The sequence below is a fragment of the Cribrihabitans neustonicus genome, from assembly GCF_048820895.1.
In the GTDB taxonomy this organism is placed as follows: Bacteria; Pseudomonadota; Alphaproteobacteria; order Rhodobacterales; family Rhodobacteraceae; genus Cribrihabitans_A; species Cribrihabitans_A neustonicus.
Window position 1 is genome coordinate 436,683 of sequence record NZ_JBMERQ010000001.1, and the last position, 16,469, is coordinate 453,151.

Annotated in this window: 16 protein-coding genes; 7 read left to right on the top strand and 9 right to left on the bottom strand. The window is 65.4% G+C overall.

Features of this window, described 5'->3' with window-relative positions; genetic code table 11:
- Positions 1–375: 375 nt before the first annotated feature.
- Positions 376–1,521, bottom strand: a complete 1,146-nt coding sequence (gene mnmA / locus ACOHWE_RS02085; RefSeq protein ID WP_420663739.1) for a tRNA 2-thiouridine(34) synthase MnmA — start codon at positions 1,519–1,521, stop codon at positions 376–378.
- 150 nt (positions 1,522–1,671) lie between these two features.
- On the opposite strand from mnmA, the gene sciP reads away from it, so the two are divergent.
- From sciP to ACOHWE_RS02110, 5 genes are all read left to right on the top strand, one after another.
- Positions 1,672–1,950, top strand: coding sequence for a CtrA inhibitor SciP (gene sciP, locus ACOHWE_RS02090; protein ID WP_420663741.1), 279 nt, complete (start codon positions 1,672–1,674; stop codon positions 1,948–1,950).
- Between the two features lie 126 nt (positions 1,951–2,076).
- The gene (gene ctrA / locus ACOHWE_RS02095; protein ID WP_420663742.1) at positions 2,077–2,796 is read left to right on the top strand and encodes a response regulator transcription factor CtrA; all 720 of its coding nucleotides are present in this window, start codon (positions 2,077–2,079) and stop codon (positions 2,794–2,796) included.
- A gap of 201 nt (positions 2,797–2,997) precedes the next feature.
- Positions 2,998–5,253, top strand: a complete 2,256-nt coding sequence (gene ligA / locus ACOHWE_RS02100) for an NAD-dependent DNA ligase LigA (protein ID WP_420663743.1) — start codon at positions 2,998–3,000, stop codon at positions 5,251–5,253.
- Positions 5,250–7,340, top strand: coding sequence for an ATP-dependent DNA helicase RecG (gene recG / locus ACOHWE_RS02105; protein ID WP_420663744.1), 2,091 nt, complete (start codon positions 5,250–5,252; stop codon positions 7,338–7,340). Before ligA ends, recG begins: the two co-directional genes overlap by 4 nt.
- A 149-nt stretch (positions 7,341–7,489) precedes the next feature.
- Positions 7,490–7,612, top strand: coding sequence for a hypothetical protein (locus ACOHWE_RS02110; RefSeq protein ID WP_420663746.1), 123 nt, complete (start codon positions 7,490–7,492; stop codon positions 7,610–7,612).
- Between the two features lie 450 nt (positions 7,613–8,062).
- Here the strand turns inward: ACOHWE_RS02110 and ACOHWE_RS02115 are convergent, their stop codons facing one another.
- Positions 8,063–8,515, bottom strand: coding sequence for an iron-sulfur cluster assembly scaffold protein (locus tag ACOHWE_RS02115; protein ID WP_420663747.1), 453 nt, complete (start codon positions 8,513–8,515; stop codon positions 8,063–8,065).
- Between the two features lie 58 nt (positions 8,516–8,573).
- Between ACOHWE_RS02115 and hisI the strand changes: the two genes are divergently transcribed.
- Complete coding sequence (gene hisI, locus ACOHWE_RS02120) at positions 8,574–8,951, top strand: phosphoribosyl-AMP cyclohydrolase (RefSeq protein ID WP_420663749.1); 378 nt, start codon at positions 8,574–8,576, stop codon at positions 8,949–8,951.
- A 97-nt stretch (positions 8,952–9,048) separates the two neighbouring features.
- Here hisI and gluQRS read toward each other — a convergent pair whose 3' ends face one another.
- The 4 genes from gluQRS to ACOHWE_RS02140 all read right to left on the bottom strand — a co-directional run bounded on the left by gluQRS (position 9,049) and on the right by ACOHWE_RS02140 (position 13,136).
- Complete coding sequence (gene gluQRS / locus ACOHWE_RS02125; protein WP_420663751.1) at positions 9,049–9,909, bottom strand: tRNA glutamyl-Q(34) synthetase GluQRS; 861 nt, start codon at positions 9,907–9,909, stop codon at positions 9,049–9,051.
- Positions 9,906–10,520, bottom strand: a complete 615-nt coding sequence (locus tag ACOHWE_RS02130) for a class I SAM-dependent DNA methyltransferase (protein ID WP_420663753.1) — start codon at positions 10,518–10,520, stop codon at positions 9,906–9,908. Before ACOHWE_RS02130 ends, gluQRS begins: the two co-directional genes overlap by 4 nt.
- A gap of 36 nt (positions 10,521–10,556) precedes the next feature.
- Positions 10,557–11,897, bottom strand: a complete 1,341-nt coding sequence (gene trmFO / locus ACOHWE_RS02135) for a methylenetetrahydrofolate--tRNA-(uracil(54)-C(5))-methyltransferase (FADH(2)-oxidizing) TrmFO (RefSeq protein WP_420663754.1) — start codon at positions 11,895–11,897, stop codon at positions 10,557–10,559.
- A 450-nt stretch (positions 11,898–12,347) separates the two neighbouring features.
- Positions 12,348–13,136 (bottom strand): enoyl-CoA hydratase, encoded by a 789-nt coding sequence (locus ACOHWE_RS02140; protein WP_420663756.1) that lies wholly within the window; start codon positions 13,134–13,136, stop codon positions 12,348–12,350.
- 58 nt (positions 13,137–13,194) lie between these two features.
- On the opposite strand from ACOHWE_RS02140, the gene ACOHWE_RS02145 reads away from it, so the two are divergent.
- Positions 13,195–13,617, top strand: coding sequence for a PaaI family thioesterase (locus ACOHWE_RS02145; RefSeq protein ID WP_420663758.1), 423 nt, complete (start codon positions 13,195–13,197; stop codon positions 13,615–13,617).
- A gap of 16 nt (positions 13,618–13,633) precedes the next feature.
- Here ACOHWE_RS02145 and asd read toward each other — a convergent pair whose 3' ends face one another.
- From asd to speD, 3 genes are all read right to left on the bottom strand, one after another.
- Positions 13,634–14,524, bottom strand: a complete 891-nt coding sequence (gene asd, locus ACOHWE_RS02150) for an archaetidylserine decarboxylase (RefSeq protein ID WP_420663760.1) — start codon at positions 14,522–14,524, stop codon at positions 13,634–13,636.
- A 144-nt stretch (positions 14,525–14,668) separates the two neighbouring features.
- Positions 14,669–15,532 carry a polyamine aminopropyltransferase gene (speE, locus tag ACOHWE_RS02155; protein WP_420663761.1) on the bottom strand — a complete coding sequence of 288 codons (864 nt, stop codon included), beginning with the start codon at positions 15,530–15,532 and terminating at the stop codon, positions 14,669–14,671.
- Positions 15,529–16,035 (bottom strand): adenosylmethionine decarboxylase, encoded by a 507-nt coding sequence (gene speD, locus ACOHWE_RS02160; RefSeq protein ID WP_420663763.1) that lies wholly within the window; start codon positions 16,033–16,035, stop codon positions 15,529–15,531. The genes speE and speD overlap by 4 nt, the downstream gene beginning before the upstream one ends.
- Positions 16,036–16,469: the final 434 nt, after the last annotated feature.

Here is a 16,469-nt window from a genome sequence, read left to right on the forward strand (position 1 = left end):
ATTCTTCCGGGTGCCGGGCCGCGCCGTGGTGCCGCCTGAATGAAGACAAGGCCGCTTTTCGCAGGCGGGCAGGCTGCCGCTTGAAACCAAGTGGATCTCGAAAGGGATGCTCAGCGCGGAGCAAGGCTGCTAGGACGCCGCGCCCCCACGCGGCGGCGATTTGGCTGAGGCTGGGCTCTCGCTCGAGAGGGTCTACGGGCCTGGCCGGGATAGACTGCCAGTCAGGCCCGTTCGGATCGCCTCCGCGCGCGCCGGAGATGCGCGGCTATTCGGCGGAAGCAGCCGCATTCATTGGGGGCGCAAAGACGTCTGCGGCGATCTCCGTATCGGTGAGGATCGCCGCCCTAAGCGGCATTCGAGCTGTCGGGGGCTGCCTCAGTATCCGCGCCAGATCCAGCCGCCGCCGAAGATGCGGCTGCCCTCGTTTGCGTAAAATACGCAGGCCTGGCCGGGGGAGACGCCCTCTTCCGGGGTCAAGAGCTCCACCTCGGCCTCGGTCTCCGACAGCGGCCGGATGATCGCCTCGCGCGGGGGGCGGGTGGAGCGGACCTTGACCTTCAGGTGCCATTCCTCGCGGCTGGTGAAGGGCGCATCGCCGAGCCAGTTGATCTCACGCACCGGAATCTTGCGGGTAGCCAGCATCTCCTTGGGGCCAACCACCACCTGCTTGGTGTCGACATCGAGCTTCACCACGTAGAGCGGTTCGTTCAGCCCGCCGATGCCGAGGCCGCGGCGCTGGCCGATGGTGTAGTGGATCACGCCTTCATGCGTGCCCAGCACCCGGCCGTCGGCATGCACGATCTTGCCCGGCTCCGCAGCACCCGGTCGCAGCTTCTCGATTACGGAGGCATAGTTGCCGTCGGGCACGAAGCAGATGTCCTGGCTGTCCGGCTTGTCCGCCACCGCCAGCCCGTATTGCGCGGCCAGTTCACGGGTGGCGGCCTTGGAGGGCAGATGACCCAGCGGGAAGCGCAGGTAGTCGAGCTGCTCCGGCGTGGTGGAGAACAGGAAATAGCTCTGATCGCGATTCGCATCCTCGGCCGAGTGCAGCTCGGGGCCATCGGGACCCATCTTGCGCTGGATGTAGTGGCCGGTTGCCATGCAGTCTGCCTCGAGATCCTTGGCGGTCTCCAGCAGGTCCTTGAACTTCACCCGTTCGTTGCAGCGGATGCAGGGCACCGGCGTGGCGCCGCCGAGGTAACTGTCGGCAAATTCGTCGATTACCGCATCCTTGAAGATGTTTTCATAGTCCAGCACGTAGTGCGGGAAACCGCGCTCTTCCGCGACGCGACGGGCGTCGTGAATGTCGATGCCCGCGCAGCAGGCGCCCTTCTTGGCGAGCGCCGCGCCGTGATCGTAGAGCTGCAGCGTCACCCCCACCACGTCATAGCCTTCCTCGGCCAGATGCGCGGCCACCACCGAGCTGTCGACGCCGCCGGACATGGCGACCACCACCCGGGTCTCCGAGGGCGGTTTGGCAAAGCCGAGCGAGTTGAGTGCGGTGTCTTGGTCCAGCGCCATTTGGCAGCTCCTAAGGCAGGGGGGCAGGCGCCGCAGAATATAGGAAAATCCTAAGAACTCTCAAGGGGCGTGGTTCACGCGCCGTTAAGCCAGATCGGCGAAACCTGTGGGGGCAAACGAAAAGAAGACGATCCGTAAAAGGATGACACTATGTTCTTGAAGAAAGTTGACGGCCCCCGGGCGGTCACGCTGCCCGATGGCTCGATCATGACACGCGCCGATCTGCCGCCGGAAACCACGAAGCGCTGGGTCGCCTCGCGCAAGGCGGCCGTGGTGCGCGGGGTGCTCTACGGGCTGATCCCGCAGACCGAGGCGCTGCGCCGCTACAGCCTGAGCGAGGAGGAGTTCCGCAGCTGGGTATCCGCGGTTGCCGACCACGGCGAGGAAGCGCTGAAAACAACACGTCTCAAGGAATTCCGGCAGCCATAGTGCTTTTAACGGTGACGACCCTGAGTTGAATATGCGAATTAACCATTATGGTAACGGGCCATTAACTTTTTTCCAGCAGGGTTAACAGGACCTGAGGGAAACAGTGTACAGGCGGAGACAATAATTATGCGCATTCTTCTGGTTGAGGATGATCCCACCACGGCGAAAAGCATCGAGCTGATGCTGACCCATGCCAACCTGAACGTCTACACCACGGACCTGGGGGAGGAAGGGATCGATCTGGCCAAGCTTTACGACTACGACCTGATCCTCCTGGATCTGGGGCTGCCGGATATGAACGGCCATGAAGTGCTGCGCCAGCTGCGCATGTCGCGGATCGAGACGCCGATTCTGATCCTGTCCGGTGCTGATGATACCGACAACAAGATCAAGGGCTTCGGCTTCGGGGCCGACGATTACCTGACCAAACCCTTCCACCGGGAGGAACTGGTGGCGCGCATCCACGCGATCATCCGCCGCTCCAAAGGGCATTCGCAGTCGATCATCAAGACCGGCAAGATTGCGGTCAACCTTGACGCCAAAACGGTGGAAGCCGAGGGCAAGGCGGTGCATCTGACCGGTAAGGAATATCAGATGCTGGAGCTCCTGTCTCTGCGCAAGGGCACCACGCTGACCAAGGAGATGTTCCTCAACCACCTCTACGGCGGCATGGACGAGCCCGAACTGAAGATTATCGACGTTTTCATCTGCAAGTTGCGCAAGAAGCTCAGCACCGCGACAAACGGCGAGAATTACATCGAAACCGTTTGGGGCCGTGGCTATGTGCTGCGCGACCCGCAGGAAGATCAGCTGCCGGACGGCCAGCGGCTCGCCGTCGGCGCCTGACCCGCGCCCTCTTCGCCACCAGAACAGCGGGGCTATGGCGCCCCGCGTCCCGGGTGCGGCTGCCAGGCACGCTGGAACGATAGGACTGCGGGTTGCGCCCGCTGCAAAGACCCGCTTGCGCGGGTCTTTTTCGTTTCTCCGCCGCTGGACGCGCCGGACGCGGCGGCTTATCACCGTGCCAGGAACGAAAGGGGGCCGCGGGTGGCAGAAACATCGGACAACAGCGCCGGGGGCGGCGCGAACGCGGCGCTGCGCGCCGAATTTCTGGACCTCGAGAAGCGGCTGCGCGCGGCGGATACCGCCTATCACCGCGACGACAGCCCGGAAATAAGCGACGCCGAGTATGATTCGCTGAAGCGGCGCTACCAGGCGCTGGCCGAGGCGCATCCCGAACTGCGTGCCATCGCCAGCCAGCTGGACAGTGTCGGCGCACCGGTGGCGGCGGGCTTCGGCAAAGTCCCCCACGCGGTGCGGATGATGTCGCTCGGCAATGCTTTCGAGGACGCGGATGTCGCCGATTTCGACCGCAGCATCCGTAAATACCTTGGCCTGGAGGCGAGCGCTCCGCTTGACTACACTGCTGAGCCCAAAATCGACGGGCTGTCGCTCTCCCTGCGCTATGAGCGGGGCAGGCTGGTGCAGGCCGCGACACGCGGCGATGGCAGCACGGGCGAGAATGTCACCGCCAACGCCCGCACCATCGCGAGCATTCCGCAGAGGCTTGATGGTGCGCCGGAAGTCCTGGAGGTACGCGGCGAGGTCTACATGAGCCATGCCGATTTCGAGGCGCTGAATGCGCGCCAAGCAGAGCGCGGCGGCAAGACCTTCGCCAATCCTCGCAATGCCGCAGCCGGCTCGCTGCGGCAGTTGGACGCCGAAATCACCCGATCCCGCCCTTTGCACTTTTTTGCCTACAGCTGGGGAGAATTGAGCGCGCCACTTGCCGGCACGCAAATGTCGGCCATTGCACGGCTGCGGGAGCTGGGGTTCGAGACCAACCCGCTCACTGAACTCTGTACCTCTGTAGAGGACATGATCCGCCATTACCGCAGCATCGAGTCGCAGCGCGCGACGCTTGGCTATGACATTGACGGCGTGGTCTACAAGGTGAACGATCTGGGGTTGCAGGAACGGCTCGGCTTCCGCTCCACCACGCCCCGCTGGGCGATTGCGCACAAGTTCCCGGCGGAGTTGGCCTGGACCCGGCTGGAGGCGATCGACATCCAGGTGGGCCGCACCGGCGCGCTCTCTCCGGTGGCGCGGCTAACACCGGTGACGGTGGGCGGCGTCGTGGTCTCCAATGCGACGCTGCACAACGAAGACTATATTGCGGGCCGCGACTCCAAGGGCGCGGAGATCCGCGGCGGCAAGGATATCCGCATCGGCGACTGGGTGCAGATCTACCGCGCGGGCGACGTGATCCCGAAGGTGGCCGATGTCGACCTCTCGCAGCGCCCCGAAGGTGCCACGCCGTATGACTTCCCGGAGACCTGCCCGGAGTGCGGCAGCCCCGCGGTGCGGGAAGAAGGCGACGCGGTGCGGCGCTGCTCCGGCGGGATGATCTGCCCGGCACAAGCGGTGGAGAAACTGAAGCATTTCGTTTCCCGCGCGGCTTTTGACATCGAAGGGCTTGGCGCCAAGCAGGTGGAGCAGTTTCACCAAGACGGCTGGATCAAGGAGCCAGCGGATATCTTTGATTTGGCACGCAATTACGGCTCTGGCATTCAGCAGCTCAAGAACCGCGAAGGCTGGGGGGAGAAATCTGCCTCGAGCCTGTTTGCCGCCATCGCGGAAAAGCGGCGGATTGAGTTTGCGCGGCTGATCTTCGCGCTTGGCATCCGCCACGTGGGCGAGGTCGGCGCACGCGATCTGGCGCTTCATTACCGCTCGTGGGAGGCGCTGGCCGAGGCGATGGACCGGGCCCGCCCGGCCGCACTGGCGCACCGCGCCGCAGATGAGGCAGAGGAGCAGGAGCGCAAGGCCGCTGCCGATGAGGGCCGCCGCGCCCGGATCACCGACACCCGGGCAGCCGCCGTCGCCGCCTGCAAGGTGCCGGCGGAGGCGGCCGCCGCCTGGGCCGATCTGATCGGCGTCGATGGCATTGGTGCGGTGCTGGGGCTGTCGCTTTCGGATGCCTTTGCCAACCCGGAGGAACGCGCGGCCTTCGACCGGCTGGTCGAGCGGCTGGAGGAGATCGTGCCGCCGGATGCTCCTGCCGAGGGCAGCCCGGTGGCGGGTCTCACCGTGGTCTTCACCGGCACATTGGAGAAAATGACCCGCGCCGAGGCCAAGGCGCGCGCGGAATCGCTGGGGGCCAAGGTCTCCGGCTCGGTCTCCAAGAAGACCGATATCCTGGTGGCCGGGCCGGGCGCGGGTTCCAAGGCGGCGAAGGCGGCGGAGCTTGGTATCCGTACCCTCGACGAGGACGAATGGCTGGAGTTGATCAGCGCGTCATGAGCGGCCGTCCGGAAATCCTGTTTCCGCTGTTTGCCGGGGCCGAGACCCTGCCGGGGATCGGCCCCAAGACCGTGCCCAACCTCGCGCAACTGGATATAGAAACCCCGCGTGACCTGTTGTTTTCCCTGCCTTATTCCGTTGTGGACAGGCGGCGGCGCGGGACAATCCGGGGCGCGGAGCTGCCCGGCGTTTTGACGGTTGAGGTCACCATCGGACGCCACCGGCCTGCGCGCAGCCGCGGCGGTGCCTACCGCATCCAAGTGGAGGACGCGGAGGAGGCGTTCCAGCTGGTCTTCTTCCACGGCCGCAGCCGCTATCTTGAGGCGCAGCTGCCGGAAGGGTCGCGCCGCGTGGTCTCGGGCAAGGTGGAACTGTTCGACGGGATCGCGCAGATGGTGCATCCCGACCACATGCTGCCGTTGGCCGAGGCCGATGACATTCCGCCGTTCGAGCCGGTCTACAGGCTGACCAGCGGCGTCACGCAGAAGACGATGTACAAGGCCGCCCAGGGCGCGCTGGCACGGGTGCCGGAGCTGCCGGAGTGGAACGACCCGGCGCTCACCGCGCGGGAAGGCTGGCCGCGCTGGCATGAGGCGATCCAGGCCGCGCATCACCCTCAGGGCGCGGAGGATCTGGCGGCGGAGACTCCGGCGCGGGCGCGGCTGGCCTATGACGAGCTGTTTGCCCATCAGCTCACCCTGGCGCTGGCGCGGCAGACCGAGCGCAAGAGCCGAGGCATCCAGAGCCGTGCCACCGGCCAGCTGCAGGCGCGGGTGCTGGAAGCGCTGCCGTACCGGCCGACCAATGCCCAGGCCCGCGCGATCGAGGAGATCAGCGCCGACATGGCCGCCCCCAAGCGCATGAACCGGCTCTTGCAGGGCGACGTGGGCGCGGGGAAAACCCTGGTTGCTTTCATGGCCTTGCTGGTTGCCGTTGAAGCAGGCGGGCAGGGGGTGATGATGGCCCCGACCGAGATCCTCGCGCGGCAGCACCTGGAAGGGCTGAGGCCTTTGGCCGAGGATGCGGGCGTGGTGCTGGAGCTGCTCACGGGCCGCGACAAGGGTGCTGAGCGCAAGGCGAAGCTCGCGGCGCTGGAACGCGGCGACATCCAGGTGCTGGTCGGCACCCATGCGGTGTTCCAGCAGGATGTGGCTTTCCGCGACCTGCGGCTGGCGATCGTGGACGAACAGCACCGCTTCGGCGTGCGCCAGCGCATGGAACTGGCGGAGAAGGGCAAGGGCGCGGATGTTCTGGTGATGACCGCAACGCCGATCCCACGCTCGCTGGCGCTGGCACAATATGGCGACATGGACGTCTCGGTGCTGGATGAAAAGCCGCCGGGGCGAAAGCCGGTAAAGACCGCCGTGGTCAGCACCGAGCGGGTGCAGGAGGTGGTGGAGCACCTGCGCAAGGCCATTACCGAGGGGCGGCAGTGTTACTGGGTCTGCCCGCTGGTCGAGGAATCCGAGGTCATGGACCTCACCGCTGCGGGTGAGCGCTTCAAGCATCTGCGTGCGGCCTTGGGCGAGGGCACGGTGGGGCTGGTGCACGGCCAGATGCCGCCCGCCGAGAAGGATGCCGCGATGGCCGCCTTCCAGGCGGGCGAGACCAAGGTGCTGGTGGCGACCACGGTTATCGAGGTGGGGGTGAACGTGCCCAATGCCTCGATCATGGTGATCGAGCGGGCAGAGATCTTCGGGCTCGCGCAGCTGCACCAGCTCCGGGGCCGGGTCGGGCGCGGCAGCGCCGACTCCACCTGCCTTCTGATGTATCAGCCGCCGCTCACCGAGGGCGGGCGCAAGCGGCTGGAGGTTTTGCGCGAAACCGAGGACGGTTTCCGGATTTCCGAGACCGATTTGCAGATGCGCGGGGCGGGCGACATGATCGGCACCGCGCAATCAGGGCTCCCGCGGTTCCAGATTGCCGATTTGGAGCGCCAGGCCGGGCTGATGGCTACGGCGCAGAGCGACGCGCGGGCCTTGCTTGCGGCGGATCCGGCGCTGGAAAGCGCGCGCGGCAAGTCGGCGCGGGTGCTGCTGTGGCTGATGAAGCAGGACCGGGCAATTCGTTTGATTTCAGTAGGGTAGCGGTGGTTCGGTCCCGGTCCGGCCCCGTGTTCTCATCCGTGTTCGCAAATGTTCTCAAAAAGTTCTTTACAGGCGGGGCGTAAAGTGAGAACAAAGGGGCAACAAAACAGCCAAAGAGCACACACCCTGACAGACTGGAGGCCCGAGCCATGATGATGCAGATTAAGACCGCCCTTCAAAATGCCGAAGCGACCCTGCTGGAGGACGCCGTTGGCGCCGCAGCGCTGATGGTGATGCTGGTGGCGGCCCTGCATCTGCCCGGGTTGTTCTGAACCCCGAAGTTTTCCGAATTGCGCTCTGGCGTGCCGGGCCGGTTTCTTCCTGTCCCGGAATGCCTCAAGGGATCATCCGCCTGTCCCGATCCCGCTTTGGATTGACCCAAGATCCAAGCAGCCGGTCCGGGTCCCGCACGCCAGGCGCATGACTGCCGCCGCCATCCCTGCCCGGATGCGCGGCGGTTTTTTCTGCAAGGCGTACTGCCGTGCGAGACGCAGCAAGAGGCGCTGGCGGCGAAGCGTAGAGCCGCGCATCGGCGGCGCGTGCGGAAGCGATCCGGAAGGGATGCTGCTGGCAGTTTATGTCCGCCAAGTCCGTAGAACTCACTAAGGGACCGCCCAGCATTGGCCAAATCGCCGCCGCATAGGGGCGCGCCGACGATGCGCGGCGGCCTGCGGCCTTGTTCCGCGCGGGTGCAGTTCGAAGGGCTTTCTAGAGCGGTAGGTTCAGGCGCATTTTGCCTTGGCTGCGGCCTGCATCGCTTCCAGCGTTGCTTCCAGCGCCAGCATGATCGAGGCGTGGCGGTTCTTGAAGTCCGCCGCGGGCTGCAGCACCTCGAGCCCTTCGAAAGGCGCCTGCGGCGCCGGGCCGCCCTGCGTCAGCATTGCCTTCAGCTCATCGCGCGCGGTCTCGACCTCTGCCAGTGTGCGGCCGATCACATTGGCACCGACCACCGCGGCGGAGGCCTGGCCCAGAGCGCAGGCCTTCACGTCCTGTCCAAACTCCGCGATGCGCCCGTCTTCCACGGATACATCAACGGTCACGGTGGAGCCGCAGAGCGGCGAGCGTTTCTTCACCGTGGCGTCGGGATCGGAAAGCCGGTTCTGATGCGGAATGTCGGCCGCCAGCGCAAGGATGCGGGTGGAATAGAGCTTGATGAGATCAGTTTCGCCAGACATGGCTCCCCCGGGCTTTCCCTGCTGCGTGGTTCCCCATACATAGGGAGCCTAGTTCCAGATGCAAAAGGTTTTTGCCATGTCCTTCGATCCCGCCAGCCTGAAATTTGACGCGGCCGGCCTCATCCCCTGTATCGCCCAGGACGAGGCCTCGGGCGAGGTGCTGATGATGGCCTGGATGAACGCCGATGCGGTGGCGCGCACGCTGGCGAGCGGCCGCGTCACCTATTGGTCGCGCTCGCGCCAGGCGTTCTGGGTGAAGGGCGAGAGCTCGGGCCATGTGCAGGAACTGGTGGACCTGCGGGTGGATTGCGACCGCGACTGCCTGCTCGCGGTGGTGCGCCAGTCTGGGCCCGCCTGCCACACCAACCGGCGCAGCTGTTTTTACACCTCGGTGCGCGACGGGGAAGAGATCGAGCTGATGCAGCCGATGGCCTGATTCTTTGCGCAAGGAGACGGCCCTGGCGGGCCGTGCCTCCGGCGGGGGTATTATTGGTCAGAAAGTGGCGGCGGGGAGCGGCCGGGGAGCCGGCGGTTCAGCTCGGCGCAAGCGGCAGGTCGAGGCTTTGACGGATATCCTGCGGGGTGGCGCCCTCGGCGCGGTATTTGGCGATGGCGCGGGCGTCGTCGCGTTTGGCGAGGCGCTTGCCGGTCTCGTCCCGGATCAGCCGGTGGTGGTGGTAGACGGGCGCGGGCAGCTTCAGCAGCGCTTGCAGCAGCACGTGTATCTGCGTTGCCACGAACAGGTCGGCGCCGCGCACCACATGGGTGATGCCCTGGTCGGCGTCATCCACCACCACCGAGAGGTGGTAGGAGCTGCCCATGTTGCGGCGCACGAGGATGATGTCTCCGACGGTTTCGATGAGCTGGGCGGGGTCCGGCGCGTGTTCGCCGGCATAGGCGCTGCCGGTCTCGGTGAAGCTGCGCAGCCTGGCGGTTTTCACTGCCTTTGCCATGTCGAGGCGGATGACGTCGCGCTCCGTGGCATTTGCCATGGGGCGGCTGCGGCAGGTCCCGGGGTAGATGCGGCCGTCGGGGCCGAATTGAGGCACGCCCTCCTGCGGGGCGCCGGCCGCTGCTTCGATATCTGTGCGGTTGCAGCGGCAGGGGTAGGTGAGGCCCATCTCCGTCAGCTGGCCCAGCGCGGCGCGGTAGCGCGGCAGGCGGTCTGACTGGCGCATCACCGGTTTCGGCCAGGAAAGGCCGAGCCAGGCGAGGTCCTCGTAGATCTGCGTCTCCCATTCCGGCCGCGCGCGGGACTGGTCGATATCTTCGATGCGCAAGAGGAACCGGCCGCCCGCCTGGGCGGCCATGTCCTGCGCAAGCAGCGCGGAATAAGCATGCCCCAGATGCAGCGGTCCGGTTGGAGATGGCGCGAAACGGGTGGTGAATGTCACGCTTTCTCAATCACGTAGACGGTGGACTTCAGGTTAATTCCGGGCAGGTGGTCGCCGTGTGCGCGGAACAGCAGCCGCGCGGCGGAGCAATCGAGCCAGTCGTTGAGCTTGCCGGTGTAGGCGCGGTCCTCGAGCGCGTGATCATTGTAGGAGAAGGCAAACAGGCCCTTGCGGCCGAGTGCGTGCATGATCACGTCGAAGGTCGCGGGCGGCGCGGCGCCGGTGCCGAGCACGCCGCAGCCGACGATGGCGCGGTAGCTGCCGGGCTTCACCGGGGCCTTGTCGTTGAGATCGAGCAGATCGAGCTTGCGGTAGATGCCCTTGTCCCGGGCGCGGTCCAGCATTTTTGGCGAGGGGTCGAGCCCGTCGATCACCCGATAGCCCGCGGCGCGCAGGGCCAGCCCCGCCAGCCCGGTGCCGCAGCCGTAGTCGAGCACAGGTGCCTCCGGATCGGGCAGATACTTCCAAAGGGCGGCGGCGATGCGGGCAGGGGTGGCATAGCCGCTTTCCCCGATCTCGTCCTCATATGAGGAAGCCCAGCTCTCGTAGAGCTCGCGGATGGTGCCGGGGTCCTTTGCCCCGAAGATGCGGTCGAGAAATTTGTCTCCCATACCCGCATGTTAACCGGGGTGCCGGGGGGGCGTCCATCAAAACTTGGAGAGCCAGCCGGTCCAGGCCTCCTTGGCACGGTCGGTGTAGGCCTTGTAGCGGTCCTTGCGGCCGCGGCGGCCGCCCTTCAGGCCCTCGACCGGGCGGAACAGGCCGAAGTTCACGTTCATCGGCTGGAAGGTCCTGGCCTCGGCGCCGCCGGTAATGTGGTGAATGAGCGCGCCCATGGCGCTGTCCTGCGGTACCTCTGGCAGCTCCTGGCCGAGAATCTCCGCCGCAGCGAGGCGGCCTGCGAGCAGGCCCATGGCGGCGCTTTCCACGTAGCCTTCGACGCCGGTGATCTGGCCGGCAAAGCGGATGTGGGGTTTCGACTTCAGCCGCATCTGCGCATCCAGCAGAGTGGGCGAGTTGATGAACGTATTGCGGTGGATGCCGCCGAGGCGGGCGAAGCTCGCATTTTCCAGCCCCGGGATCATCCGGAACACCTCGGTCTGAGCGCCGTATTTCATCTTGGTCTGGAAGCCCACGATGTTGAACAGCGTCCCCAGCGCGTTGTCGCGGCGCAGCTGGACGACGGCGTGGGCTTTCTCATCCGGCTTGTGCGGGTTGGTGAGGCCCACCGGCTTCATCGGCCCGTGGCGCAGGGTCTCGCGGCCGCGTTCGGCCATTACCTCGATTGGCAGGCAGCCGTCGAAATAGCCGGCGGTTTCGCCCTCGTGGAACTCGGTCTTGTCGGCGGCGAGCAGCGCGTCGATGAAGGCCTCATACTGGTCCTTCGTCATCGGGCAGTTGAGGTAGGCGGTGCGCTCTTCCTCGGTCTCGCCCTTGTCGTAGCGCGACTGCATCCAGGCCTGCGACATGTCGATCGACTCGGCATAGACGATTGGCGCGATCGCGTCGAAGAAGGCGAGCGACTCGGCGCCGGTTTCGGCCTGGATCGCGCGGCCCAGTTCCGGCGAGGTCAGCGGGCCGGTGGCAAAGATCCAGTGGCCGTCATTCGGCAGGCTGGTGATCTCCTCGTAGGAGACCTCGACATTGGGGTGCGCCTTGAGCTTTGCGGTCACGGTTTCGGCAAAAGGCTCGCGGTCGACGGCGAGCGCGCCGCCTGCGGGCAGGCGGTGCTCATCGGCGGTGGCCATAATCAGGCCGCCTGCCTGGCGCATTTCCCAGTGCAGCAGGCCCACCGCGTTCTGCTCGTCATCGTCCGAGCGGAAGGAGTTGGAGCAGACCATTTCGCCCAGGTTGCCGGTCTGGTGGGCGAAGGTTTCCACCTTGGGGCGCATCTCGTGGATGACCACCTTGACGCCCATGTTGGCCGCCTGCCAGGCGGCTTCGGATCCGGCCATGCCGCCGCCGACGATATGCAATGTCTGTGTCATGCGCTGCACATAGGGCAGGGGCGGGCGCGGTGCAATATGCGGCGGGAGGGAGGGGCGTGCGGGAAGGTTGCGGAAACCGCGCGACGCAAGACAGTGGTCTGCCGTATCACGCCATTCTTCGGGCCGGGGGATTTGGGGCCGCCGCTTGCGGAATGCCGCACCGGTGAGAGAGAACCGGCGTTGGAGGGACCTTCGCAAGCAGCGGCCCAAATTGCGCAGGCCGCGGTGAGAGGCGGGCCTTGCCCAATCTTTGCCATCTTTGCGCCTTTATCGAAAGGCGCCGTATGGAAACAATAAATGGCGAAAGGTAAACAAAGGCTAAAATTTTCCAGAAATTCTAACGAGTGTCCGGAGGGCGATTGGGATGTCCCAGCGCGGGACAAGGGCGAAGCCCGCCGCGCATCGCCGGCGCGCCCCCACGCGGCGGCGATGCGTCTATCCGTTCCGGCTTTAGCCGTCCTGCCACTTGGGTGTGCGCTTCTCCAGGAAGGCGGCCATGCCCTCTATGGTGTCGCGGTAGAGCAGGTTCTCCACGATCACATCGCTGGTGTAGGCATAGGCCTCATCCAGCGGCAGCTGCAGCTGCTCGTAGAAGGCCTGCTTGCCCACCTTCACCGCGGCGCCCAGCTTGGCGGCGATGGTTTCGGCCATGCGTGTGGTCTCTGCCTCCAAGTCTTCGGCAGGCACGGCGCGGTTCACCAGGCCCAGCTCGGCGGCGCGGGCGGCGCTGATGAACTCGCCGGTGGTGAGCAGCTCAAACGCCTGCTTGCGCGGGATATTGCGCGAGAGCGCTACCATCGGCGTGGAGCAGAACAGGCCGATGTTGACGCCATTGACGCCGAATTTCGTGCCCTCGGCCGCGACGGCGAGGTCGCAGGAGGCGACAAGCTGGCAGCCAGCGGCGGTGGCGATGCCGTGGACCTGGGCGATTACCGGCTGCGGCAGCTTCTGCAGGCCTGTCATTACGGCTGTGCAGCGGGCGAACAGGTCCTGGAAATAGGCCTTGCCTCCGTCCTCATTCGCGCGGCCTGCGGTCATCTGCTTGATGTCGTGGCCCGCGCAGAAGCCCTTGCCCGCGCCGGAAAGCACCACGGCCTTGATCGTGCTGTCTTCACTCAGCGCGTGGATCTGTTCCTGCAGCGCGGCCAGCATTTCGTCCGAGAGCGCGTTCAGCCGCTCGGGCGCATTCATAGTCAGCCGGGCAATGGCGCCGGTGTCGTGACGTTGCAGAATTGTCATCTTGCTCTCCTCCCGAAGCTTGGGGCAACTCTATGCGCAGGCCGCAGAAAGGAAAAGCATGGCACTTGCATTCGACCGGGAGGGGCTGGGCGCCTACCTCAAGGAGATATTTCCGCAGGTGGCGGAGGATTTTGCCATCGACGCGCTGGACGAAAGCGGCCTCAGGATGCGGCTGCTGACTGCGGAGCGGCATTTGCGCCCGGGCGGCACGGTGTCGGGGCCGTCGATGTTTGCACTGGCGGATTGCGCGGTCTACGCGCTGATTCTGTCGCGGCTGGGGCCGGAGGCGCTGGCGGTGACTACGAACTGTTCGCTCGATTTCATGCGCAAGCCGGTGGCGGGGACCGATGTGATTGCCGAAGCCCGTCTCTTGAAGCTGGGCCGGGTGCTCGCCGTCGCCGATGTGCTGATGTATTCCGAAGGGCATGAGGCGCCGGTGGCGCGGGCCTCGATGACCTATTCAATCCCGCCCAAGCGGTAGGGCAGGCGCGCGGGTATCAGAGCGCCCGGGCAAGCGGCTGGCCCAGCTTCACCAGGGTTTCGCGGCCCTTGGCGCTGTTTGCCACGAGGTCGTCTGCAAAGCGGATGCGGCCCGGCTCGAAGACCACCACCACGGTGGAGCCGCCGAACTTGAAGAAGCCCTTCTCCTCCATCTTCGCGACCGCGCCTTCGGTCCTGGTGTTGACGATGCTGCCAACCCCGAAGGCGCCGACCTCGACAAAGGCGTAAGTGCCGCAGGTCCCGGTCTCCACCAGGGTCCAGCTGCGCTTGTTCTCGCCAAAGACGTCCGGCCCGGCTCCCAGCGCGATCGGGTTCACCGAGTGCAGCGCGCCGCCGATGTCCTGAATGGCCGTGATCCGGCCCGCGGCGGGGAAGTGGTAGCGGTGGTAATCCGCCGGGCACAGCCGCACGATGGCCAGCGCGCCGCCAAGAAAGCGCTCCGCGATCCCCGGCAGCATGCTGCGTACCGACATCGGATGGCCCTTCACCGGCACGAAGGTGTCCCCGTCCAGCTGGGGGAACACCAGCACCCGGCCGTCGGCGGGGGAGACGATGTCTTTCGGATCATCGCTGTAGGGGCGCACCTCGGGCTTCAGGTGGCGGATGAAGAACTCGTTGAAGCTCTTGTAGCTGTCCTGCGGCGCGGCGGCTTCGTCCATGTCGATGCCCAGCTCCGCGACCACCTTTGCAATCTTGCCCTTGGACAGCGGGGAGTCGAACCAGGCCCCCATCAGGCGGCTGACCAGCGCGGAGCGGAACAGCAGCTTTTCCACCGGCCGGGCACTGGCGGACTGGTAGGCCCAGCGGATCCATTTCTCGCCGAGCACGGCTTCCTCGAAGGTTTCGCCGGTCTCGCGGTCAACAACAAGAATGGGGTCGCGCTGCATGTGGTCTGGCTCCGGATTGATCGTGCAGCGCCTAGCAAAACCCGCAGGCCGGGCCAAGAGCGAACAGGCCCGCGGCACCGCGGCGGGCTGCCCGGGGCGGGCGGGCACGAAAAAAGGGGGCCGAAGCCCCCTTGTGCCTCCCGCTTACGGGAACAGCTTTTTGACGTAGTTCGGCAAGGCGAAAGCGGCCTTGTGAACTTCGGGGTTGTAGTACTCCGTCTCGATCCCGGCGGCGGTAAAACGCGCCTGCAGGTCTTCAAGGCTCACGTTGCGGGCCTTGTCCGAGTGGCTGCCCCAGCCGAAGGCCATCGGCCCGCCCGCGTAGGTCGGGATGGTGGCCAGGTAGCAGGAGGCATCGGCAAACAGCGCCTGGAACGCCCGCAGGGTGCCGGTGAGCTCGTCGCCTTGCATGAATGGAACGCCGTTCTGGGTGACGATGATGCCGTCCTCGGTCAGCGAACGCGCGGCGTGGCCATAGAAGGTATCGGTGAACAGCACTTCACCCGGCCCGATCGGGTCGGTCGAATCAACGATGATCACGTCGAACTTCTCGGTGTTCTCTTTCATGAAGAGCGCACCGTCGTTGATCACCAGGTTGAGGCGCGGATCGTCGAAGGCGCCTGCGCTCAGCATCGGCAGGTACTCTTTCGAGAAATCCACCACGCCGCCGTCGATTTCCACCATGGTGACATGCTCGACCGATTTGTGGCGCAGCGCCTCGCGGGCCATGCCGCCGTCGCCGCCGCCGATGATCAGCACGCGCTTTGCGTTGCCATGCGCCAGGATCGGCACATGGGTCAGCATCTCGTGGTAGATGAAGTTGTCGCCTTCGGTGGTCTGCACCACGTCGTCCAGCGTCAGGATGCGGCCGAACTGGCCGTTCTGGAACACTTTCAGGCGCTGGTGCTCGGTGTTGCTGTCATAGAGCATCTCGTCCACGCGCAAACGCTGGGCATAATGCGCATGCAGGCTCTCGGTCACCCACTCATGCTTGACGGCATCAGTCATGCCGCCACCTCTTTGGCGATCAGCTCCTCCCCGCGCAGCAGTTCGCGCACTTCCACCAAGTCGGTGGAGAAGGCTTCTTTCAGCACGCCGACGGCCTTCCACGGCTCGGCATCGCCGCACATGAAGACGTCAAAGGCGCCATAACCGATTTCCGGCCAGGTGTGCACGGAGATGTGGCTTTCGGCCAGCACCGCAACGCCGGAGACGCCTTGCGGCGAGAACTTGTGGGTATGGATGTGCAGCAGCGTCGCGCCGCAGACGTCCACGCAGTCGCGGAAGGCCTTCTGGATGCGCGCTTCGCAGTCCAGGCCGGTGCCCTTCATCACCTCGATGATCAGGTGGGTGCCGGCAAAGACCTTGCCATCCTTGCGGATGAAGTGATCCTCGCGGTCCGACTCCACAATGGCGTCGATGTTCGCAGTCGTTACACCGCGGTCGGTATCTTCCTCATGGGCGCCTGTCTCCAGACCGATCCCCAGTTGGAAGAGGCTGGCGTCTGTCATGGCGCTCCCCTTCGTTCCAGTAGATGACAATCCAGACGGCCCTTAGCGCCCCCCCGGATAAGGGTCCGGGGTTGGGATCGGTGCCGAAAGTGATGGGGCATTTAGGGACGCCCGAAGATTCGATCAACCTTTAATTTCCGCATGGCTGCTACCCGGCTGAAAGGCGGGCAGAAAAACGGGCGCCGGTCCAGCCGTTCCTGCCCCCGGGACAGGCCGCGCGGCCCGGCCTCTCTGCCTGTCCGTCATCGCTTCAACGCTGGCCGTCTGACCTGGGGAATGCGTGCCAGGCCGGGCGGCCGCTATCTGACCGCAAAATACTCCCGCGGGAGGCTCCGGCCGATGCCGGGAAAGGCCCTCTATCTTCTGAAGGGAGGGCCTTAGCCTTGATCTTGTACAAAAAAAGGCCGGGGACGAGCCCCGGCCGTGAAGTGGTT